Annotated in this window: 19 protein-coding genes; 4 read left to right on the forward strand and 15 right to left on the reverse strand. The window is 37.8% G+C overall.

Features of this window, described 5'->3' with window-relative positions:
* Positions 1–22: 22 nt before the first annotated feature.
* The 4 genes from AA0X71_RS15575 (at position 23) to AA0X71_RS15590 (ending at position 4,068) form a co-directional block, all read left to right on the forward strand.
* Positions 23–1,534, forward strand: a complete 1,512-nt coding sequence (locus AA0X71_RS15575; protein WP_413356218.1) for an ATP-binding protein — start codon at positions 23–25, stop codon at positions 1,532–1,534.
* 249 nt (positions 1,535–1,783) lie between these two features.
* Positions 1,784–2,926 carry an MFS transporter gene (locus AA0X71_RS15580; RefSeq protein WP_413362621.1) on the forward strand — a complete coding sequence of 381 codons (1,143 nt, stop codon included), beginning with the start codon at positions 1,784–1,786 and terminating at the stop codon, positions 2,924–2,926.
* Between the two features lie 165 nt (positions 2,927–3,091).
* Entirely contained in the window at positions 3,092–3,409 is a 318-nt protein-coding gene (locus AA0X71_RS15585) for a hypothetical protein (RefSeq protein WP_413356219.1), read from the forward strand.
* A 209-nt stretch (positions 3,410–3,618) separates the two neighbouring features.
* Entirely contained in the window at positions 3,619–4,068 is a 450-nt protein-coding gene (locus AA0X71_RS15590; protein WP_413356220.1) for a YndM family protein, read from the forward strand.
* 43 nt (positions 4,069–4,111) lie between these two features.
* On the opposite strand, the gene AA0X71_RS15595 is transcribed toward AA0X71_RS15590, so the two are convergent.
* The 15 genes from AA0X71_RS15595 to AA0X71_RS15665 all read right to left on the reverse strand — a co-directional run bounded on the left by AA0X71_RS15595 (position 4,112) and on the right by AA0X71_RS15665 (position 21,902).
* Positions 4,112–4,396: a ferredoxin family protein gene (locus AA0X71_RS15595; RefSeq protein ID WP_413356221.1), complete on the reverse strand. Its 285-nt coding sequence runs from the start codon at positions 4,394–4,396 to the stop codon at positions 4,112–4,114.
* Positions 4,396–5,691, reverse strand: coding sequence for an FAD-dependent oxidoreductase (locus AA0X71_RS15600; protein WP_413356222.1), 1,296 nt, complete (start codon positions 5,689–5,691; stop codon positions 4,396–4,398). The genes AA0X71_RS15595 and AA0X71_RS15600 overlap by 1 nt, the downstream gene beginning before the upstream one ends.
* A complete protein-coding gene (locus tag AA0X71_RS15605; RefSeq protein WP_413356223.1) occupies positions 5,684–6,712 on the reverse strand; it encodes an electron transfer flavoprotein subunit alpha/FixB family protein in 1,029 nt (342 codons plus the stop codon). Before AA0X71_RS15605 ends, AA0X71_RS15600 begins: the two co-directional genes overlap by 8 nt.
* A gap of 40 nt (positions 6,713–6,752) precedes the next feature.
* On the reverse strand, positions 6,753–7,571 hold the full coding sequence (locus AA0X71_RS15610; protein ID WP_413356224.1) for an electron transfer flavoprotein subunit beta/FixA family protein: 819 nt from the start codon (positions 7,569–7,571) through the stop codon (positions 6,753–6,755).
* A 542-nt stretch (positions 7,572–8,113) separates the two neighbouring features.
* A complete protein-coding gene (locus AA0X71_RS15615; protein WP_413362623.1) occupies positions 8,114–8,347 on the reverse strand; it encodes an aspartyl-phosphate phosphatase Spo0E family protein in 234 nt (77 codons plus the stop codon).
* 288 nt (positions 8,348–8,635) lie between these two features.
* A complete protein-coding gene (locus AA0X71_RS15620) occupies positions 8,636–9,130 on the reverse strand; it encodes a methylated-DNA--[protein]-cysteine S-methyltransferase (RefSeq protein ID WP_413356225.1) in 495 nt (164 codons plus the stop codon).
* A gap of 29 nt (positions 9,131–9,159) precedes the next feature.
* Complete coding sequence (locus AA0X71_RS15625; RefSeq protein ID WP_413356226.1) at positions 9,160–10,635, reverse strand: ATP-binding protein; 1,476 nt, start codon at positions 10,633–10,635, stop codon at positions 9,160–9,162.
* A gap of 266 nt (positions 10,636–10,901) precedes the next feature.
* A complete protein-coding gene (locus AA0X71_RS15630) occupies positions 10,902–13,193 on the reverse strand; it encodes a thiamine pyrophosphate-dependent enzyme (RefSeq protein WP_413356227.1) in 2,292 nt (763 codons plus the stop codon).
* On the reverse strand, positions 13,193–14,206 hold the full coding sequence (locus AA0X71_RS15635; RefSeq protein ID WP_413356228.1) for a 2-oxoacid:acceptor oxidoreductase family protein: 1,014 nt from the start codon (positions 14,204–14,206) through the stop codon (positions 13,193–13,195). The genes AA0X71_RS15630 and AA0X71_RS15635 overlap by 1 nt, the downstream gene beginning before the upstream one ends.
* 787 nt (positions 14,207–14,993) lie before the next feature.
* Positions 14,994–16,229 (reverse strand): IS110 family transposase, encoded by a 1,236-nt coding sequence (locus AA0X71_RS15640; RefSeq protein WP_413356132.1) that lies wholly within the window; start codon positions 16,227–16,229, stop codon positions 14,994–14,996.
* Positions 16,230–16,558: 329 nt separating this feature from the next.
* Positions 16,559–17,221 (reverse strand): DNA-binding response regulator, encoded by a 663-nt coding sequence (locus AA0X71_RS15645; RefSeq protein ID WP_413356229.1) that lies wholly within the window; start codon positions 17,219–17,221, stop codon positions 16,559–16,561.
* An 822-nt stretch (positions 17,222–18,043) separates the two neighbouring features.
* Positions 18,044–18,760 carry a LutC/YkgG family protein gene (locus AA0X71_RS15650; RefSeq protein WP_413356230.1) on the reverse strand — a complete coding sequence of 239 codons (717 nt, stop codon included), beginning with the start codon at positions 18,758–18,760 and terminating at the stop codon, positions 18,044–18,046.
* Positions 18,760–20,187, reverse strand: a complete 1,428-nt coding sequence (locus AA0X71_RS15655) for a LutB/LldF family L-lactate oxidation iron-sulfur protein (protein ID WP_413356232.1) — start codon at positions 20,185–20,187, stop codon at positions 18,760–18,762. The genes AA0X71_RS15650 and AA0X71_RS15655 overlap by 1 nt, the downstream gene beginning before the upstream one ends.
* Positions 20,188–20,289: 102 nt before the next feature.
* Positions 20,290–20,952 (reverse strand): (Fe-S)-binding protein, encoded by a 663-nt coding sequence (locus tag AA0X71_RS15660; RefSeq protein WP_413356233.1) that lies wholly within the window; start codon positions 20,950–20,952, stop codon positions 20,290–20,292.
* Positions 20,953–21,179: 227 nt separating this feature from the next.
* Positions 21,180–21,902 carry a FadR/GntR family transcriptional regulator gene (locus AA0X71_RS15665; protein ID WP_413356234.1) on the reverse strand — a complete coding sequence of 241 codons (723 nt, stop codon included), beginning with the start codon at positions 21,900–21,902 and terminating at the stop codon, positions 21,180–21,182.
* Between the last annotated feature and the right edge of the window lie 128 nt (positions 21,903–22,030).

Raw genomic sequence — 22,030 nt, forward strand, 5'->3', positions numbered from 1 at the left:
AATAAAGCTTTGGAGCGCATTCATGAAAATAAATCGTAAATTAATGTTTATCTATATAATTGTCGTATTGGTCCCTACCCTTGTCGGGAGTACTTATTTTATTCAAGTTCGCTCAATCAATCATTTCAACGAACGAGTTAATGAAGCTAAATGGATTGCGTCAATACATGAATCACATTGGGACAGGTTTATCACTGGTACGGTAACTTCTCTCGAGATGATCTCCATGACAGCAAAAACATTATTCGATCATTTAGAGCAAATGGAACCATTACTTGAAAGAGCCCATCAATCAGACCCCCGTTATGGTGGAATTTATTTGGTTGGGGAAAATGGTGACATTATCGCAGGTTCAAACGAACACTTGCACGAACGTAATGATATTGAAGAAGATTTGGTGAATGAAGTAATGAAAACTAAGGATGTCATTATCTCCAATAAATCATTCACATTAGAGAATGGACAAATTGTTATTGCACTTGCTCATCCAATACTAGGGGATGATAACGAGCTAATGGCGGTGTCTTTGGCCCTACTTCGCATCGATTATGTTAAGAACCTAATGAAAATCCTCACACCTGATTCTAAAATCGTTGTCTTAACAGCCGATGAAAATATATTAATGTCCTTCAATACGAAAGAAGATGAACAAATGGCATCTCTTTCAGATGAAAAGCAATGGGTCACATACCCGATAGAACGTCTGCCTTGGAAATTAAAAGTGAAGATAAACGGTACAAAAAATACGATTTTTGACTCTATGATGGTGATTGGTACTTTTCTCATTCTTACACATATTTTATTTCTCTTACTAAATTTTCTTATGCTTAAACGTCAAGCTGCGATTGAAAGAAAGGAAAATGAAGCTCAAAAGCTTGAATTGGTTGGCACACTCGCTGCTAGCACTGCCCATGAAATTCGCAATCCGTTAACAGGTATTAAAGGGCTCGTTCAGCTTCTTGGTGAAAAATACGATGATCCAGATGATCGGATGTACTTTTCTGTTATAGATAAGGAAATTGAAAGAATTAATGAAATTGTAAGTGAGTTTCTTATTCTCGGAAAACCTACTGTACAGAAAATGGAAATCGTAGATATTTGTGGTGTGCTAAGGGAACTATATCCCCTTATCCTTTCAGAAGCTACATTCAACAGAGTTCATCTCCATTATGAGGTAGGAACTGATCCGGTCCTTGTCACATGTACAAAAGATCAAATGAAGCAAGTTGTATTGAATATTACAAGAAATGCTTTTGAGGCAATGAAGGGCGAAGGAACACTTACTCTAGAAATGCGGAAAAAGGAACATACTTGTGAGATTATCATTACAGATACTGGTATCGGAATCAATGAGAAGGTAATTGAGCAAATCTTTACTCCATTTTACACTTCCAAAGAAACAGGAACCGGACTTGGTCTAGTGGTTTGTAGACGGATTCTACAATCATTTAATGGAGAAATCTCGATTAAAAGTGAGGAGCATAAAGGAACATCTGTCACGATTATGCTTCCTTTAGTACACGAAATTCAATAATAAGAAGCTGTGCCAAAAGTTGTACTAGACAACTTCTTGACACAGCTTTTTTATTTTCACTCCCACACTAGTTTAATTTCCTTCATTGTTCGAAACTTTTTTTGAAAAATCACCCAATTTCCTCACAATTTCTTGTAAGATATCATTATCACATTTCGAAAGAAGGGTTTAAACTTGAGTCAAGCAGTATTAACTTCTCAGCTATATAAAAAAGAATTAGAGAAGACGAATTACAAAATCCTAATCATTATGGGGATCTGCCATTTATTAAACGACTCGATTCAAGCAGTTGTTCCGGCCATGTTTCCGATCCTTGAAAAATCGATGGGATTGACCTTTACTCAATTGGGAATTATCGCTTTTTCATTAAATATGGTTGCCTCGGTCATGCAGCCAGTCGTTGGGATTATGACGGATAAAAAACCAATGCCCTTTGCTCTCCCTATTGGCTTAACGTCAACATTATTAGGAGTATTAGGATTGTCATTTGCTCCTTCATTTGGTTGGATTGTCATTTCTGTCCTTTTCATCGGTTTAGGATCAGCCGTTTTTCATCCAGAAGGCTCCCGTGTCGCCTATATGGCTGCCGGAAAAAAAAGAGGTCTCGCTCAATCTATTTACCAAGTTGGAGGGAACTCCGGTCAAGCACTAGCTCCTCTTATTACTGCTCTTATTCTGGTTCCACTCGGGCAAAGGGGCGCAGCCTGGTTTACCTTCGTTGCAGCGATCGCCGTTTTACTTTTAGTGTATATTGCTACATGGTATACAAAGAAGCTACGCTTTGATCTAGAAGTCTTAAAGCAAAAAGGGAAGGAAGCTATTTCTACAGCTCAACCTCATGCAGACAAACTCGTTCTCTACCTTACTTTGCTTTTATTTTTAATTTTTGCTCGTTCATGGTATGTATCAGGAATGACCAATTACTTTGCATTTTTCGCGATTGAAAATTACGGTTTTTCGATTCAAAAAGCACAATATTATTTATTCGCATTTTTAGTATCAGGTGCAGTAGGTACCTTTTTCGGCGGGCCATTGGCTGACCGGTTCGGAAAAAGAAATATCATTTTGATATCACTTGTTGGTACAGCCCCACTGTCCATTTTACTGCCATTTGCTCCACCAGCCTTTGCTTTTATTATTTTGGCTTTAACAGGATTTATTCTAATGTCTAGTTTCTCTGTTACGGTTGTCTATGCCCAGGAGCTTGTCCCTGGAAAAATAGGTCTTATGTCTGGGCTAACAGTTGGTCTTGCATTTGGTATGGGCGCTATCGGTTCAGTTGTTTTAGGATATTTGGCCGATCAAATCGGCATCATTTTAACGATTATTTTGACAGGATTCCTTCCACTACTTGGAATTTTGACGTTGTTTCTACCTCAAGATAAAAAATAAGCAATTTGGAATAAGGACATTTTGTTAATTGCCCTTATTTCATTTCTAATTTTATGAAAGCGTTTTATTTTTTCGAAAAATAGTAACAAATTAGAGCTACAATTGTTAGAATCGCCATATATAATAAGATAAGAGGTGTAAAATGTTAGAAGGGAGGAAATTCTTATGCACTTCCCAAATCACCGGGAGTTTTATCAAAGAAAACTAATTCCGATCATTTCTAGTGAAGATATCCCATTACCAGATCCTTCCCACTGGCTTATCGCATTAGAAGGACATAATCCATCTCCAGATACAGAGTTCTATCATTGGAATATCGTCCTTTATCAAACGAATTCGAATGGATACTTTTACAAGAAAAAGCCTTTTTATATTTCCACGAGTTTCAACAACTTTCATCAAGCGTGTCAAGCAGCAACTGAATTAGAGAAAAGGATTCAAAACCACGATTTTAGTTTTATCCCTACAGAGAGTATCATCTGACCTGACCTCACCCCACTTCTAAAGCGTTACCCTTTCTTTTTAAAAATCCTTGTGAAAAACTATACAGACAGTAATAAAACGAATCATAAAAATGAAAAAGTGAGACAAACTAACTTTAACAGGTGATGTAGAGAGAACTGAGCAAACATTTTCCAGCCCCTTTACATTTCACTTGTTAAAATCTTTTCAATAAATGAAAGGTGGTTAGTATGGAACATTTTAAAGCATTAGCGATTAAATTCATTGCATCATTGGCACTTTTGTATATTATCTTAGGCCTCTACTATGGAATGACTTTTGGAACTGTATTTCTAATCACACTCATATTAGGAATCATTTCTTATATTGTAGGTGATTTAGGGATTCTCCCAAGGACAGGAAACGCCATCGCAACATTAGCTGATTTCGGACTTGCTTTAGCAGTCATTTGGGTTATGATATCGCTACTCACATCTGCTATGAATGCATTTACAATGTCTCTTTTTTCAGCAATTGCTGTAACCATTTTCGAATTCTTCTTCCATAGCTATATGAGCAATATGAGAAGAAACCCAGAAGAGCGAGAAGATACAACACGAAGAAAAAACCTTCAATACCAAACAGAGGCATCTGAAGAATTCACCCCAGAGGCCAACAAAGATTACGAAAACAGAAGATAAAAGAAGAGGAAGCACTAAAACATTGTGCTTCCTCTTCTTTAATTTAGGCCAGTCTGAAGACGATCCCATGTCCACCTTTTGGATATTCCCACTTTATATTTTGTTGTGGGCATCCAATTCGGCAACTGCCACACTCATGGCACCCTTCATAGCCAACTTGCATTCTCGTTCCTTCCCATTTATACACTTCAGCAGGACAGAAAATGGTGCAGATCTTATCCGGACAAGTTTCACGACAGATTTCATGGTCAAGAATTGTTAAATGAGACTTTGTGTCTGCTTTAAAGCGCGTTAAATACTGTTTTTCTTCAATTGTTTTTGTTGACATTATTTCACCGCCTTCCACGCACGGTAAAGATCTTTCATGACGTTAAATGTACCCTTTTCACCAGTAAACCCTTTTATAATTTGTTTCTGTTTTTCTCTCTTAGGAGTCCCATCAACTGTAAAGAACTTGCTCATCGCTTGATTCATCATAGGGACATAGTCATTAAAGTATTGTGGATGATGCTCAAATGTATGGGCTGCATCCTTATATTTTTCTAAATCTTTTATGATAAAACTTTCATACAATGCTTCACGATAGCTATTTAAACTAGCTTCACTGTAGTCTTCTTCCTCTTTTGCCTTGATAACTGCCTCTGCAGCCATTTTTCCTGAAGCCATCGCCATATTTGAACCTTCGCGATGAATCGCATTAACGAGTTGGGCTGCATCACCAATGACTAGCACTCCATTGCCTGCCACCTTAGGAACTGAATGAAAACCACCCTCTGGAATTAAATGAGCTAAATATTCTGCAGATTCTCCTCCAGCAAGAAGTGGTGCGACCATCGGATGATTTTTCAAGTAATCCAATAAATCATAAGGTTTTAATTTCGCCTTCATCATACTGGATAATGTCGTTCCAACTCCGATATTCAAGCTATTTTTATTCGTATAAAGAAAGGCAGTACCAAGATTCCCTTTCGTTGAATCTCCGAATATTTCAATCGTACACCCTTGATTTTCTTCTAAGTTGAATCGATCATTAATCTTTTCCTTTGGTAAATTAATGACCTCCATCGCTGTTAGGGCCACTTCATCAGGTTTTAATTCCTTATGGAAGCCTAATTCTTTAGCAAGCAATGAGTTTACTCCATCTGCGAGAACGACCACATCAGCAAAAATATCCCCATCTGGACGATCTGTTCTAACTCCAATTACCTTTCCATTTTCAACGATACACTCTGTTACAACTGTTTCGTTTATTAAAAGAACCCCTTGTTCTACTCCCTTTTTGGCAAACCATTGGTCAAAAGGAGCACGAAAAACAGTAAAATTATTATAGGGCTCCTCCCCCCACTCTAATCCCTTATAGCCAAATGTGACGGTTGATTCTTTATCCATCATCCAGAAGCGTTGCTCAATAATCGGTCTTTCCAAAGGTGCTTCCTTCCAAAATTCTGGAATAATCTCTTCTGTTTGTTTTCGGTATAATACGCCTCCCATGACGTTCTTACTACCTGGATATTCTCCCCTTTCAATTTGCAATACCTTTAAGCCATTTTTTGCACATGTATAAGCACAGGCTGTTCCGGCTGGTCCTGCCCCTACAACGATCACATCAAATTTCTCAGACATAGCTTACTTCACCGCCTTGTTCCACTCGTATTTGCTTCAATTGCTCAATTAGCTTCGGAACAATTTCATAGGCATCACCAACGATTCCATATGTAGCCACTTCAAAGATAGGTGCATTTGGATCGCTATTAATGGCAATAATTAGTTCAGAATTCTTCATTCCGACTACATGTTGGATAGCTCCAGATACTCCAATAGCAAAATAAATTTTAGGCGTAACCGTTTCACCTGTTTGACCTATTTGTAATTCGTGTGGAAGAAGGCCTGCCTCAATTACATCTCGTGTACCTCCAACACTCGCTCCAATCGCACCTGCAAGTTCATGAATTAATTGAAATCCTTCCGCATCTCCAAGTCCTTTTCCGCCACAGACAATGACATGAGCATCAGCTAAGTTCGCTTTTTTTGTTATATCCTTCACAATATCAATGACTTTTGTCCTCATATCTTCTTCTCTTAGAGAAATCTCCTCTTCAATGATTCTTCCTTGCCGAGTTTCATCAAAGGATAGCGCCTTCATGACTTTCGGTCTCACAGTTGCCATTTGTGGACGATTCTTCTTACATAAAATCGTGGCCATAATATTCCCGCCAAATGCCGGTCGACTTGCCTCTAACAGTCTCTTTTCCACGTCAACATCTAACATCGTTGTATCTGCAGTTAAACCTGTACTTAAATCCGTTGCAACAGCACTTGCTAAGTCCTTACCGTTAGGTGTAGCACCATATAAGAATATTTCTGGCTTATATTTTTCAGCTAAATAATTTACACCTTTCATATAAGATTCAGTCCGATAATCCTTTAAAACAGGATGATCGATTACATAAACAATGTCTGCACCGTAACCAATTACTTCTGATGAAAGTTCCCTTACTCCATCACCTAATATAATGCCTGACAACGGCACGTCGAGTTTATCAGCAAGTTGTCTCCCTGCACCCAATAACTCCATTGAGACACCGGCAATCTCCCCATCACTTTGTTCAATGAACACCCATACTCCTCGATATTCTTCTAGCATCTTAAGTCCCCCCAATCAGCTTGCTTCATTGTGTTGTTCATCACTTCACATTTATGAGCTCTTTTTTCTCAAGCAACACTTCCATCAGTTGCTTTATTTGTTCATCTGATGTGCCCTCAAGCAGTTTTCCCCCATCAAGTTTCGGAGGAGTAAACATTTTACCTACGACCGTTGGCGAACCTTTCAATCCTAGCTGGGTTTTATCCACCTCTCCTAAGTCTCCGACAGACCAAATAATGGACTTATATCTAGCCGCTTTTATCATATTTGGTAGTGGCGAATATTCAAGGTGGTTAATCTCTTTTTCTACTGTCAATAAACAGGGCATTTGTACTTCAATGACTTCATAACCATTCGTGAGTTTTCTTTTTAAAAGGACCTTGTTATTTTCTTTATCCACTTCAGTCACTTCGATCACATTTGTAACTGGAGGAATATCCAATCTTCTAGCAATACCAGGACCAACTTGCCCAGTATCCCCATCTATGGCATGCTTCCCACAAATCACCATGTCAATTCGTTGCTCTTGTGATATTTTCTCAAGCGCTTTTGATAAGGCATAACTTGTTGCTAAAGTGTCTGCCCCTGCAAATGCACGATCTGAAATTAAATATCCTTCATCTGCACCTATTTCGATACTTTTTTTGATTATTTCAGTTGCTTGAGGCGGTCCCATGGATAATACCGAAACCTTCCCATTACTTACAGAGCGCTTTAGTCGAACTGCTTCTTGTACGGCATGGGCATCATATGGATTTAAAATGGCAGGAGCACTACGTCGATCAAGCGTATTCGTCTTTGGATTGATCTTAATAATTTTTGTGTCTGGGACCTGCTTGACACAGACGACAATATGCATATAAAAAAACCCCCTTCTTAGTTTGCCAATATTTATTTTGCAATGACTTCAATAACGAAGGCATAGTACAAACAACTAGGACATGATGGCGATTGTAAACAATGATGATAGTGCGTTCTTGTTGTTGGAATTTTACTGCATCTGAAGTTTTCGATGCATGTTGAAGGACTAAGTTGGAGTGAAGAAGATTAGACTGTTGAAATTCTCGTTCATCAAGGCTCTTTTCGCAAACATTGCTGCTTTTGGAAAGTAATAAGCTCATAAAATGCTTATATCTCCTCTTAGGGATTCAAAAGAGGAAGCGAAAAGTGCCGTCGCACCTTTAATGTACAGCAGTAACAGAGACATATGGGTAAAAACCGGCTTCTGGGTTTTTACGAAAAACCACAACCTATACGAAAACAGCGTTCATCAATTAAGAGAGTTGAAATCGTTTACACTAATCATATATGAATTAATCACCATGAAACTATGATTTTTATCACATGATATTTGAAAATTTACCCAAAAAAAGAAGACCTCCCTTGAGACCTCCATGCCAATTACAAAGATTGAATTTTTAAGCGAGCATGTACCTGTGGTAGAATGAGCATCACTTGCCGAAAATTTACTTTCAACTCATCCTCTTTTTTTCGAACATTGCTAGATTGACATTGATATTCGAAAATAAGCTGGTCTAGTTCTTGACTATGACGAATTGTATCATCACTGGTGAATCCTTTTCGTTTTGCCGTTTCAATCATTTTCTCTCTCTTTTTTTGTATTTCATCTAGCATTACCCTATTATCATATTGCACCTCATATCCCCCTAATCATAATCCCATAATCCGTCTTTACAGGTTCTATTTTATCGTCTCTCTATTTTTAGAAAATACACCTTACTTAGTTAATGCCAAATTTCATAGGAAACATATCTTTAATAGTATCCTTGATGAATTATTACAAGAATTAATAGAAAAGTAAATAGAATCGCAATATTAGACAAAAAATTCCCCAAACTTAACAATTTGTTCAAATCTCTATTGGATTTGTCTATTTCATTCGACATTTTTCTAATTCGTTATTTATTTTTTATATGTAGCACCTTCAAGTAAAAGAAGCTGTTCTTTTACATTCGTCCGTTTTCCAGCATAACCTGTTAGAGCTTTATCCTTCCCGATTACTCGATGACAAGGGATAAAAATAGGAAGCTTATTCGCTTTGTTAGCTTGGCCAATCGCTCTTACTGCTTTTTCATTTCCGATAGCAATCGCCACATCTTGATAACTTTGTGTTTTTCCATATGGGATCATTTTTAATACATCCCATACTTTCATTTGAAAAAGAGTACCTACACCGTGCAAAGGTAGTTCAAAAATCTCTCTTTCACCTGCAAAATACTCATGTAATTGTGTAACGGCCTTTTCTAATAATGAATGTTCTTCGTTATAAGTAATTGTTTTTATTCTCTCAGCTTCAAGGAAATCTTCCTCACGAAGGTAAAGCGCCGTGATTTGATCATTTTCTGCCACAACATAAAGCTTCCCGATGATTGAGTCATAGGTAGCATAATATCTCATTTCATCAACCGTCCTTCATTATATCCTTACTACTTTATCGGCAATTTAATATGAAACGTCGTTCCTTTTCCTTTTTCACTTTCTACTTCAATTTTCCCTTTATGTTCATCAATGATTCGATAGGAAACCATCAATCCCAAACCAGTTCCTTTTTCCTTCGTAGTATAAAAAGGCTCTCCTAGCTTTTGTAACAACTCAGGGCTAATTCCTTCTCCCTCATCTTGAATAGAAATATAGATATACCCTTCCTCTTCCTTCATGGAAATATGAATATACCCACCACTGCTCATAACTTCAATCGCATTTTTAATGATGTTTATAAATACTTTTTTCAATTGATTTGGTTCACAATAAATGGATGGAATATTATTCTTCAAATCTAACTGAAATTGAACATTATGTAGCACTGCTTGTGGACATAATAATTCGATCGTTTCCCTCATTATTTGGACTATGTCTTTTTCCAAATATTTCATCGCCTGTGGCTTTGCTAATACGAGAAACTCATTAATGATCGAATCAATTCGATTCAATTCCGTTTTTATCACCCCGAAATACATAGAATGATCATCGGCAATCGGATCCTCTAATAATTGGATAAATCCTTTTAGGGCAGTCATCGGGTTACGAATTTCATGGGCAATTCCTGCTGCCAGTTGCCCCACCACACTTAATGTATCTGATTTGCGCAAATGTTCTTCTATTTGAAGCTTATCCGTGATATCTCTGAAAGTGCTCAAATTAAGATTAGAAAATACATTCTGCTTTGTTGAATACTCGACATTTAAGGGTACGCCATTGTCAAGAGTAATCGCTAATATACCCGTTGCATGTCCATGTAAATCAAGCTGCTTAATATGCTCTTCTATCTCTTCTCGATTCACTTGTTTTTTTTCTAATATTTCAAGCAAGGAATGACCTACTAAATCTTCTTTAAGCCCTCTAAATAGCTTTTTGCCAGCCGGATTTACATCGACAATTTCAAATTCATCATTCCATAGCAATAATCCTTCTAATGTCTCTTCAAAGATACTTCGAAATTTTCTTTCCCTTTCTCGTAACTCCTGTTCCATCTCATAACGCTCGGTCACATTCCGAAAGATGGTCATGTGATGATCATTTATAGAATGGAGCTTTGTTGTAAATTCTAGAATTTTCTTTTGCCCATTCGGCATCAGGAAGACGAGTTCATCACGAATAGAATCCTTATTGTACATTTCATTTAGCACTCTAATCGATTTACTTGATTTACTATAAATAAAATCTTCTATTTTTTTATTTTTTAACTCTTCTTCACTGCTTTCAAAAATTCTACATGCAGATTGATTAGCCTCCACAATTCCCTTTTCACTACTCCAAAATATTATTCCATCTAATGCTTCTACAAATAAATCCCGATATAATTCTCCCTGTTTTTGCACTTTTTCATTAAGTTTTGGCAATATGTCATCCTTTTTCACGGCTACTGATTGTAATTCAACCCTTTCTGACTGACTTTCCTTCACCGTTTTCCCCCCTTTGTGCAAAGTAAATGCATCCTTTGACTACAAAACAATAGATCTCACTTCATCTATTAAAAGAACTGAAGTTTGAAACCTCTGATCCTTTCATCTTTATGAGTATCGGGTAGACTGATATGCAATAATATTTCTAAATATAGTTTCTATTCTACAAAAAGGGGAAAAAACCTCCCTAATTATGTAGAAAAATAGGGGAGAAATGCTAACATGAAAAGACCGTCTCAACTGAAACGGTCTTTTCCGAAGTACGATTATAGGAATGGATTCTCATTCTGTGCTTTTAATCGATTCCATCTTCTTTCAATTTCTTGCTCAAAGTTTTCAAGTATATCTTTATTTTCTTCCTTCAACAGGTGTTTCGTTTTCCCCATAAATTTTAGCCAATCCGTTAGAGCAATTTTCTTTTTCTTTGCTTCAGGATTATACGTGATCGTTGTTTCCCCTTGCTCCACTTCGTAAAGGGGGAAGAAATTACAGTTTACTGCCGCTTCCATAATTGTGTTTCCATAACGATCTTCGGATTTCCAATTTAACGGACAAGTGATTAAGATTTTCCCATAGACAGTTCCGACATTTTGCGCATACCATTGTGCCTTCGCTGCCTTTTTCACAAGATCCTGAGGGAATGCCTCTGTTCCGGTAAAGACATAAGGAATATTCGTAGAGGCCATAATTTGCGCTGTATCCTTATGATGGAATGCTTTCCCTTGTTGTGCCTTACCTACATTAGTCGTACTTGTCATATTACCAATGGGTGTTGAGTAAGACATTTGAGAACCCGTATTCATATAGCCTTCATTATCATACTCTAAAATGATCAACTTATGATTTCGAAGAGCAGTTCCAATCGCTGAACCCATTCCAATATCCATACCTCCGTCACCTGTAATCATGACGAATGTGACATCATCAGATACTTCAATCTCTCCTCTTTCTTTTAACTCTACGAAAGCTTCTAATGTACCAGATAACGTAGCAGCACCATTTTGGAATAAATTGTGAATGGTCGTTTGCTTATGGGATGTATGTGGATAAGCCGTTGTTGTTACATAAGCACATCCGGTTTGGAATAAAACAACGACATCTCCTTCTATCCCTTTAAAGAACAATTCCAATCCACCAAAAATCCCACAGCCTGGGCATGCACCATGACCTGAAGCAATTCGTTTTGGTTTCGATGTTAAAGCCCTTAATGGTGGAATTTTCACCTTTAATTTATTTGTTTCTTCATCTTTTGTTACTTGAATAAGTCCTGATTTATAAACATCTCCATGCTGTGGTTCGATCACTGGTTTTAATGCATTTTCAATCTTACCTGGAACATGACCATAATAATCAAAGGATTTTTCGGCATAGCCTTTTTCCATAGCGTCTAACGCCATTTCAAAGAAATGCTCCGCATCATCTGCATAAAAATCTTTTCCTCCAAGACCAAAAATTCTACTTAAAACAATCGTTTTATTGTCTTTATCGTCCTGAAGTGCAGATTTAATCTCATGGGTTAAGTTAGGACCATTTGCTCCATAAGAGTCCGCTCTTTCCCCAACGAGCAGGGCCTTCACGTTTTTCAATGCATTCCGAATCGCTTCAGCAGGGAAAGGTCTAATAATATTTGGACTAATGACTCCCGCTTTTACCCCTTGTTTTCGAAGTTTATCTACAACATCTTTAGCTGACTCTGCCGCAGAATTCAAAAGAAATAAGGCTACCTCTGCATCCTCCATTTTATAAAGGTCAAGGACTGGATAGTCACGACCTGAAAGCTTAGCATACTCTGCTACCACTTCTTGATACACTTCACCAGCTGCATACATCGCTTCTGATTGTTGAAAATGGTTGTTTGTTAAATCTTCCCCATTCATATGAGCACCAATCGTGACAGGCTTTTTCGGATCCCTTGCAAAATGATAATCAGTTGGACATTCTCCAACAAATTCTTGTACCACTTTCCGATCCTTGAAATAAGCAACCTTGCGCTTTTGATGGGAGGTAAAAAAGCCATCATAAGCGACGATGACAGGCAGGCGTACTTTGGAATGCTCAGCGATTTTTAATGCCATAATATTCATATCATATACAGCTTGCGGTGTTCTTGCTGTTAAAATGACCCAGCCTGTATTTAAAGCATAATAAAGGTCAGAATGATCTCCTCGAATATCCAGTGGTCCACTAATGGAACGAGTCACTAGATTCATAACCATCGGAAAACGAGTTCCAGACTGTACAGGAAGCTGTTCTAGCATATACATAAAGCCGTTTGCACTCGTCGCATTGAATACCCGTGCTCCGGTTGCAGCTGCTCCATAACAAATTCCTGCAGAACCATGCTCTCCATCTGCAGCAATTAATTTGATATCATGTTCCCCTCGTGACTTCATTTGATCTAAATATTGCGCCACTTCTGTAGAAGGTGTGATTGGAAAATAACCCATAATATGATAGTTGATTTGAGCAGCAGCCATTGCCGCCATTTCATTACCTGACTCAAACGTCATAATTTGCTCTGCTTTGATTTCTTCTAGTTCTCTTTCTAAAATTGACATTAGGAAATCCCCCCTAATACATATGGAAAGTCATGCTTTACTTGATTCTCTTCTGCAAAGCCTATTTTTTCCCGAATTTCTTTGAGTGCTGTAGTAGGACAAGCTTCCACACACTTCAGGCAACCTTTACAAAATTGATAATCGATTCCCTTCAGAAACATTTGCTTTCGGCCTCGCTTGTCTTCGCCTTCTTCCCAAACAAAACAATAATCTGGACAGACATTATCACAAGCTGCACAATGAATGCACTCGTCTTGATTTAACTCTGGTAAAAAGCCTTGCCTTGATCCACTTAAGTCTTTTAATATACTATTCCCTTGAGCTGTAAGGACTCCACCAATCACTTGAGTTTCATAACCTAATAGAGGCTCTGGTCTACTAAACGTTTTACCGACTGCATCTGCAGGCGTTTCATATGTGCGAAATTGAACCTCGTGATACCCCCGATCAAATGTGCGAATATTGGGTTCTACTAAATGGGGATATTTTTTTTCAAATGTTTTTCGAATAACAGATCGCATTGCATCTGGATCAAGGAAATCACATATACGGAAAAGCGCACCTAACATTGCTGTGTTCACCTTTGTCCGTTCTTCAACGGCAATACCTAGTGCATCCACGATTGCTAGCGTGCCATATTGAATTTGTAAGTCATCTTTGATTGCGGAAAAATCCCTCGTTGAGTTGACAAGAACAATTCCATCTGAGTTAAGTCCACTCACGACATCTACTGTTTTGTATAGGGCTTCATGAAACACACCGATAACATGTGGTTGTTCAATTGGACTATGATCGCGTATTTCCACCTCTTCATCACAAAAACGGATGAAGCTCTTTACTGGTGAACCTTTCTTTTCTGACCCGTAGGATGAAAAGTTTGACCCATTAAGCCCAAGTCCTAACACACCTGCTTCAGCTAACATTTTCCCTGCTAAATTTGCTCCTAATCCACCGATTGATTCTAGACGTATTTCGAAAAATCCCAATGAATTTTTCTTCGGTAAAATAGACATAATCTCCCTCCCTATATGTACTGTATGAATAGTAATTTGAGCTTTTTAATGCTCTCATAAATCCCCAACTATTAGTTTAGATTAATTCTTTTCTGCTAGCTGTGATAAATATCAAACATAACCAAAAAAAATTTGAAACAGATCAAAAAACATGGAATATGACAACAAAAAAGTTATATAACAGATTTTAATTTGTTATATAACAGACAGAGGTTTGTTAATAAATTACAGAACCATTTCATGAAAAGTTCCGTTTTAAAGTATTACTCTTGCTATCAAAACAGCCTTTTAAATAAAATGGTTGGCCTTAAATCAAGTAACTAATATATGGGGTTCATTTTTCGGGAATATAAGTGATTGGTGTACTGTTTGATGCACTCTTTACAGTTTGCTTCGTGGAAAGTTTTTTTGATGATAATAAGCGGAGATTTTCTACTTATAGGCTTTGCTCGGGTTCAGTGTCGGGGAATAACGGAAGATTTTCCGCTTATAGACCTTGCTCGGGTTCATTGTCGGGGAAATAACGGAAGATTTTCCGGTTATAGACCTTGCTCGAGTTCAGCGTCAGGGAATAACGGAAGATTTTCCGCTTATAGACCTTGCTCGAGTTCAGTGTCGGGGAAATAACGGAAATTTTTCCGCTTATGCAGAGCAAAACCACCTATTTTCACGTTTTTGAAGTCAATAGGCGGAATTTATACGAAAATTGATGCTGGTTGCTCAAAAAAAGCAAAAAAAGACCCCCTAAGGTCTAAAATTGTACTTTTTAAAAATGGGTTATAGGCAGCTAGCTGGTTTGTACTTGCTCTAACTGTATCGCATAACCCATTTTTTCTATTTGTTTTTTTAATTGTTCTAACGTTCTTTCTTTCTTATTTGGTAAATAATGCGTGCCTAATTCACTGTACTCTACTTTATCTGATAAGATGTGATAAATGATGCGAAGGTAGAGATGAGCGGTTGCGATAGCTGCTTTCTTTTCCCCTTGTCGTCGCTTTACTCGATGAAAGAACGCTGTGATTCTACAATCTTTTTTTCTATTTATTGCCCAAACGGATTGACAAAGCATCGCTTTTAAATGCTTGTTCCCTTTACGGGACTTCGATTTTTTTTTTACACCTGCACTTTCGTTATTTCCTGGACATATTCCAGCCCATGAAGCTAGATGGGCTTCTGTTTCAAATAGCTCCATGTTGGTTCCGATTTCTGCAATGATGCACGCCGCGACATCAGTATTAATGCCAGGAATCGTATCCAGGAGTTCAACTTCTTCTTCGTATGGTTTCAGTAGTTCTTGAATGGATTTCTCAAGATGTGTCACTTGTTCTTCTAAAAAAATGATGGTGTTCATGTGCATACGGATCATTTCTCGATGATGCAATCGTACCTTTCCATTTAAAGCATCTAGTAATTGAGGAACCTTTTTCTTCAGTTTTGTTTTAACCAAGGATCGTACTTGTTCTTCGTCTAGCACTTCGCCATTCATTAGTTTTTCTAGAAGAGCCCGTCCAGAAACGCCAAACAAATCAGAAACGAACGTAGTTAGTTTGATGTTGGCATCTTGTAATAACTTGTGAATACGATTCTTTTCGGATGTAATCATATGGACAAGTTTTTGACGATAGCGCGTTCGGTCTCGTAAATCTCGAATCTCCTGAGTTGGTACCATGCTCGCTTGAACGAGACCACATCGATGCAGTTGAGCGATCCATTGAGCATCCTTGATATCAGTCTTACGCCCTGGCATATTTTTAATGTGAGCTGGATTGGCAAGCGTGAGTTGACAAGATGATTCAAGAATGTTCCATACCGATTTCCAATAAACACCGGTACTTTCCATAGCTACCTCCGTACATTTGTGTTCTGCTAACCAATCTTGCAGTTGAAGTAACTCAGGAGTTGTGGTTCCAAAATTCTTGATTAACGGCTTAGGTTTTCGATCTAATGGACTGTTCAAAATACAAGCCGTAATCGATTCTTGATGAACATCTAAACCAGCACAACATTTTCGAATAGCATCCATGAAGATTCCTCTTTTCATTAATAGACTCACAGATTATACACTTTTAAGTAGTTGTAGTTTTATACACGTGCTCGAGGCAACAATCGGCGGTACTCGTAAGTGCAATAGGCCGGATTTTTCCTCGGGTTTAAAAACTCCAATATTCCGACGGCCTTTAATCTGTTACTAATAGTCTAGACAAAAAAATGGAAATATAATTCATTCGTGTGCTGTACACCATACCAATTTTCATATCTCGCGGTGACCATTAGGTCATGTTTGATTTTTCCTGTTATTTAAGCCTTTTTTAACGATGTTTACTAATTAACCGAAATTTTTCCTGTTATTTATTAGAGCCGACGCTTAATTTGAGCGCTTAATCGATATGAACCAATTCTCTTGATCCCAGATGCCGGAATCAGCATATTTTTATCGACTAGTTGAGATAGTATTTTTCTAACTGTCTTGTCACTTTGACTCAAATATTTTTCGATTTCTCTTGGAGATATTGCTTCTCCTTTTCGGATCGCAAACCGAAGCACTTCTTTTTCAACAAAGGATAAAGATGTCTGGTCGATTTCATCCCCTAACCATTGACCAATCACTTGCTGAACAATCCGTTGACATCGACGTGGTTCATCTTTCACTTGATCATAAGAAAAGCGGATTAAGGTCCATCCATCAATCACCAACTGATTTTGACGATCCAGGTTGTCTGAAAATTGCCATCTGCTTATGTTTTTTAGGTGAGGTCCATACCCGTCAACTTCAAAACAAATCCGTATACCAGGACGAATATAAGCAAAATCCAAATACCTTTTGCCATCCTTGAAATCATCGACTTCATATTCTGGATGAAGATACTTGAAGTGATAAAATATTGGCCACCATATTTGCTTCAAAAACAGCATTTCAGCCTGTTTGTGGCCTTCTTGCAATCTCCGTAACCGTTCACCATTTCTTACCTGTAAGTGTGCATTTAAAAAGGAATGATATTCTTCTTCAAATCTCATAGGATTATCCCTCCAATCTTATGTTCATGCCTCGTATTCTTCTACAAATAGATGCAACGAATCAATCATTTTAATACTTATTCATTTGAACTTCGGAAAGATTTTTAAAATAATGAGTGTAAATGCGAGAGAAAAAAGAGGTTAAAATTTACTTAGGGAAACTTTCAAGAAGAATATGAGGATAGAACTATCTTTATTTTATTAAAATTCTTACATTTGTCAATCCGTCTCCTCTCTTTAAATTATCTCTTTTTATCTATTCAAATTCCTATAAAAAAAGTTTCTTCTCAATGTAAAAGAATAATATTTTCTTTAATATCATATTTCAATTCATATTCCTCCTCGTAATTTACATTGAATCGATTTGTGAAAAAAACTGCTTTATCTGTAATCGAGAAACACGGAAAATATAATAAGCGGAGAATTTCCGCTTACAGGCTTTGCTCGGGTTCAGTGTCAGGGAATAACGGAAGATTTTCCGGTTATAGACCTTGCTCGGGCTCATTGTCGGGGAAATAACGGAAATTTTTCCGGTTATGCAGAGCAAAACCACCTATTTTCACGTTTTTGAAGTCAATAGGCGGAATTTTTCCTGTTATTTAAGCCTTTTTTAACGATGTTTGCTAATTAACCGGATTTTTTCCTGTTATATTTCGCAACAGTCTGAAGTCAGCAGCCCAGCTCATCCTCAAGCCCTTAACTTTTCCCCTTACCAATGCAAAGTTATAACTTCAAAAAAAGAAAAAGACGTATGCCACAATTCATACGTCCATTCTTGTGTCTATTAAAAACTCGGAAGGCTATGCAAATTCAAACAGTCACTTATAGATCTTCAATCACAATATAAGTCGCCTTAATCGGTCCATGAACCCCAACGACTAAGATCATTTCAATATCTGCTGAGTTACTTGGTCCGGTGATGAAATTTACACATGAGGCAACCTGTTCACCACTTTTTACCTTTTCACGAATGATTTTAGCAGCTTGCGTCATACGTGGTACAATACTGCTCTTTGGAACAAGAATAATCGATGTAGCTGGGAGGAAACTAACGGTTCTACCTCTATCCTTGCTACTAAAAAGAACAGCAGTTCCAGATTCAGCTAATGTAATATCGCTAATCGTAATCCCAACATTCGCTTGATTGGCTTTCTCGATATTTTCTTCGCCCTTTGAATAGTCCCATTCATGAAGAGAGATTCCTTTTTCTGCCCATTCTTCCTTCATTAGGGAAGATAGACCGAATTGCTCGAAACGCTCGTCTTTCCACGATACAATTGGGCCACCACCATAGGTTTCCACAACTTCGTTCAAAGCAGAAGGCAAATGGCTCGTATCTGTCATGACAAAATTTGTATGAATATTTTTACATTGCTCTCTTAAAACCTCAACTAACTCGTCTTGGGAAGCACCCTTAAGAACTTCTTCTTGAGGATTGTATTTCCATTCTGGGCTTACGACTTCTGTTCTTCTTTCACGCCCTAGACGGTTTGCTAATCTTGTTAAAAATGCATCTCGGTTTTGGATCGTTCCAATCATTATTGTTCCCCTCCTTTAGGACGATTCTTGAACCAATCACGGAATCGTTCTTTATTTGGTGTTGGGAAGTCACGCACCTCTGTCCATGCCTTTAATGGACCAGGTCCCTTCGAAATTTTATCTCCATCTGAAAATGGGTTCATCGCAGCAGGGGCCATTTTCGAACCTATTTTATAAAGAGCAGGAGATGAAGCACCAATCCCAAATGCTTTCATAAGAAGCTTTTCAGAAATTGGAGCTCTTCCTTCTTTTTCAACGATGACCTGTCTATGTTTATGAAGAAGATCATGTAATGGAATCTTTACTGGACACGCCTCCGTACAAGCTCCGCAAAGGGTTGAAGCATATGGTAATTCCTTGTAGTCATCATAGCCACCTAATAATGGAGAAAGAACCGCTCCGATTGGACCTGAATAAATCGAACCATAGCTATGTCCACCAACATGACGATAGACTGGACAAACGTTGACACATGCTGCACAGCGAATACACTGCAGGATCGATTGGAACTCTCCACCTAGAATATCCGAGCGACCATTGTCGACAATGACAAGATGAAACTCCTCAGGCCCGTCGACATCTCCCTCATCCTTCGGTCCTGTTAGAGTAGTAATATAACTCGTAAGTTTTTGTCCTACTGCACTTCTTGTTAAAAGACTAACGAGAACTTCCATTTCTTCAAACGTAGGAACTAATCTTTCCATTCCCATCACAGTGATCTGTGTTTTCGGTAATGCCGCAACTAAATCAGCATTCCCTTCATTCGTAACCAATGTGACAGAGCCTGTTTCAGCAATAGCAAAGTTACAGCCTGTAATGCCGACATCCGCCGATAAATATTCTTGACGTAGTTTTTCACGGGCATGTAACGCTAATTCTTCTGGTTCATCAGAATGTTGATATCCATGCTTTTCTTTAAATACATCTCGTATTTGTTGTCTGTTTTTATGAAGAGCCGGTACAACAATATGAGATGGAGGTTCATGGTCATCGACCTGTAGAATGTATTCTCCAAGGTCAGTTTCGATGACATCACAGCCTATCTTTTCAAGACTAGCATTCAAGTTAATTTCTTCTGTCACCATCGATTTCGACTTAACTACTTTTTTAGCATTCTTTTTTTCAATTACTTTTTCAATATACTCGCTTGCCTCTTCCGCTGTTTCAGCGAAAAAAACATGGCCTCCACGTTTTGAAACACTCTCACTTAATTCGTATAAATAGTAATCTATATTATCCAACACATGCTGGCGAATTTCTTCCCCATGTGAACGCCATTCTTCCCAGTTCCCTAATTCTTCTGCAGCATTAAGCCGACGCGTTTGAAAACGCTCCTGGGCACTAGAAACGGCTCCTCGCATAAATGCATCTTGTATATTTTTATCGACTCTTTCTCCAAATTTCTCGTTACTGGTTTTCATTGCCATATGCAATTCCTCCTTTTGTCGATGCTATTTTTAAACATAAGTCAAATTTCATCGACTATTAAGAACCTCAGCTATATGCATAACTCGAATTGGTTTTCCTTTTCAATCAATTCTTCCACCAATATTAATTAGACAACCAGCATCGGCACCAATTAATATATCTGCTTCTGTTTCTTCTACACACTGAACCTTCTCGTCGACCATTTGTTCTGAAATATGAGACATTTTCACAGAGAATGTGCCTCCGAAACCACAGCACTTGTCCTTACCAGGCAGTTCCGTAAATTCAAGACCTTTTACATTTTTTAATAATTCCATTGGTGCTTCCTTCACACCTAATAATCGAGTCATATGGCAAGATGTATGGTAAGTTGCTGTCCCTTCTAAGCTTGCCCCTACATCCTTTACTCCTAATACTTCTACAATAAATTGAGTTAATCCATATGTTTTGTCTGCTAGTGCTTGTGCTTTTGACTCCCAAACTGGATCCCCTTTGAAAATATGTGGGTATTCCTTGAAAAAGTAAGCACATGAGCCAGATGGAGAAACAACATATTCTGCATGTTCAAACGTTTCAATCATCTTTTTCATGGCTGGTTTTGTATCCTCAACGTAACCGCTATTATAGGCAGGCTGCCCACAACAAATTTGCGATTCAGGAAAATCGATCTCACACCCAAGTCTTTCTAATAGTTCAACAGTTGCCTTTCCCACATCACCTTGAAACATATCTACTAAACAAGTAGCAAAAAGGGTTACTTTCATTTGCCCCGCTCCCTTAAATACAATTTTTGAAATTCTACCTTTAGTCAACTGGTCATCTGATGACTAAATACTGGAAGATTCAATTTCCGTTATTTTTATACTACTACAAACAATTATCATTATGAAAGAGTTTTCATAAAAAAATTGATAAAAGAAAAAATAACCAAAAAAAGTCTTCTCGTTATAAAAGAGAACCTATCCCTATATGGAATAAGTCCTCCAAATCATTAAATTTCCTTTTCTTTAAAGTACTTCTTAAGGATATCCTCAACATTATCGAGATGTGAAAACATCGCATTTCTCGCATTCTCTTCGTTTTGTTCCAGGATGGCTTCGTAAATCGCAACATGTTGCTCATAAAGTTTTTCAATTGTCGTTTGTTTTGAAAACAACCACAATCTACGTGTCTCTTTTTGTGTCTCAAACATAAGCTCTGAAACCTGTGACATTAATCCAGATAAAATCGGATTATGAGCAGCTTCAGATAAGGCCAAATGAAACTTGAAGTCAGCCTGCTCCCCTAATTCACTATCCCCTTTTACATTTTTCATTTCTTCTAAAACTAGTTTTAAAGCTTCTAAATCGTGATCCGTACGTTTTCTCGCTGCAGCAGCAGAAATTCCCGTCTCTATCACTTTTCGAAACTCCAACAGATTAGCAATATCTTCCTTATTCATAAGGATCGCTGTTGATAAAGGAAATGTAATTTGTTTTGCTTCAAAGCTTTTTATAAATGTTCCTTCTCCTTGCCTCATTTCAACAAGTCCCATTGCTTTTAGAGCAGAAAGTGCCTCACGTATCGCAGAACGCCCAACTTGAAAGTTTTCAGCAAGTTGCTGGACGGAATCAAGTCTATCCCCTGGATTGAGCTCTCCTGTTCGAATCATTTCATGAAGAGCCTCCGCTACCTCTTCATAGATTTTCTTTGGCTTTATTTGTTTGTATTTCATGTGTTTCACCCCATCTAATCCCTTGAACCCTTTTACCATCATAAGACATAGCTTTATTATACTTAATGCTCTCCAAACTTAATAGTACCTTAAATATCTACTAACAAAATAATTAAAATAATTTTGAT

The sequence above is a fragment of the Robertmurraya phoenicis genome, from assembly GCF_047302285.1.
Taxonomy (GTDB): domain Bacteria; phylum Bacillota; class Bacilli; order Bacillales; family Cytobacillaceae; genus Robertmurraya.

Excerpts from the sequence above, each read along its gene's own strand:
- AA0X71_RS15575 (WP_413356218.1), top strand. The coding sequence starts at position 23 with ATGAAAATAAATCGTAAATTAATGTTTATCTATATAATTGTCGTATTG.
- AA0X71_RS15580 (WP_413362621.1), top strand. The coding sequence starts at position 1,784 with ATGGGGATCTGCCATTTATTAAACGACTCGATTCAAGCAGTTGTTCCG.
- AA0X71_RS15585 (WP_413356219.1), top strand. The coding sequence starts at position 3,092 with ATGCACTTCCCAAATCACCGGGAGTTTTATCAAAGAAAACTAATTCCG.
- AA0X71_RS15590 (WP_413356220.1), top strand. The coding sequence starts at position 3,619 with ATGGAACATTTTAAAGCATTAGCGATTAAATTCATTGCATCATTGGCA.
- AA0X71_RS15595 (WP_413356221.1), bottom strand. The coding sequence starts at position 4,396 with ATGTCAACAAAAACAATTGAAGAAAAACAGTATTTAACGCGCTTTAAA.
- AA0X71_RS15600 (WP_413356222.1), bottom strand. The coding sequence starts at position 5,691 with ATGTCTGAGAAATTTGATGTGATCGTTGTAGGGGCAGGACCAGCCGGA.
- AA0X71_RS15605 (WP_413356223.1), bottom strand. The coding sequence starts at position 6,712 with ATGCTAGAAGAATATCGAGGAGTATGGGTGTTCATTGAACAAAGTGAT.
- AA0X71_RS15610 (WP_413356224.1), bottom strand. The coding sequence starts at position 7,571 with ATGCATATTGTCGTCTGTGTCAAGCAGGTCCCAGACACAAAAATTATT.
- AA0X71_RS15615 (WP_413362623.1), bottom strand. The coding sequence starts at position 8,347 with ATGCTAGATGAAATACAAAAAAAGAGAGAGAAAATGATTGAAACGGCA.
- AA0X71_RS15620 (WP_413356225.1), bottom strand. The coding sequence starts at position 9,130 with ATGAGATATTATGCTACCTATGACTCAATCATCGGGAAGCTTTATGTT.
- AA0X71_RS15630 (WP_413356227.1), bottom strand. The coding sequence starts at position 13,193 with ATGTCAATTTTAGAAAGAGAACTAGAAGAAATCAAAGCAGAGCAAATT.
- AA0X71_RS15635 (WP_413356228.1), bottom strand. The coding sequence starts at position 14,206 with ATGTCTATTTTACCGAAGAAAAATTCATTGGGATTTTTCGAAATACGT.
- AA0X71_RS15640 (WP_413356132.1), bottom strand. The coding sequence starts at position 16,229 with ATGGATGCTATTCGAAAATGTTGTGCTGGTTTAGATGTTCATCAAGAA.
- AA0X71_RS15645 (WP_413356229.1), bottom strand. The coding sequence starts at position 17,221 with ATGAGATTTGAAGAAGAATATCATTCCTTTTTAAATGCACACTTACAG.
- AA0X71_RS15650 (WP_413356230.1), bottom strand. The coding sequence starts at position 18,760 with ATGATTGGAACGATCCAAAACCGAGATGCATTTTTAACAAGATTAGCA.
- AA0X71_RS15655 (WP_413356232.1), bottom strand. The coding sequence starts at position 20,187 with ATGGCAATGAAAACCAGTAACGAGAAATTTGGAGAAAGAGTCGATAAA.
- AA0X71_RS15660 (WP_413356233.1), bottom strand. The coding sequence starts at position 20,952 with ATGAAAGTAACCCTTTTTGCTACTTGTTTAGTAGATATGTTTCAAGGT.
- AA0X71_RS15665 (WP_413356234.1), bottom strand. The coding sequence starts at position 21,902 with ATGAAATACAAACAAATAAAGCCAAAGAAAATCTATGAAGAGGTAGCG.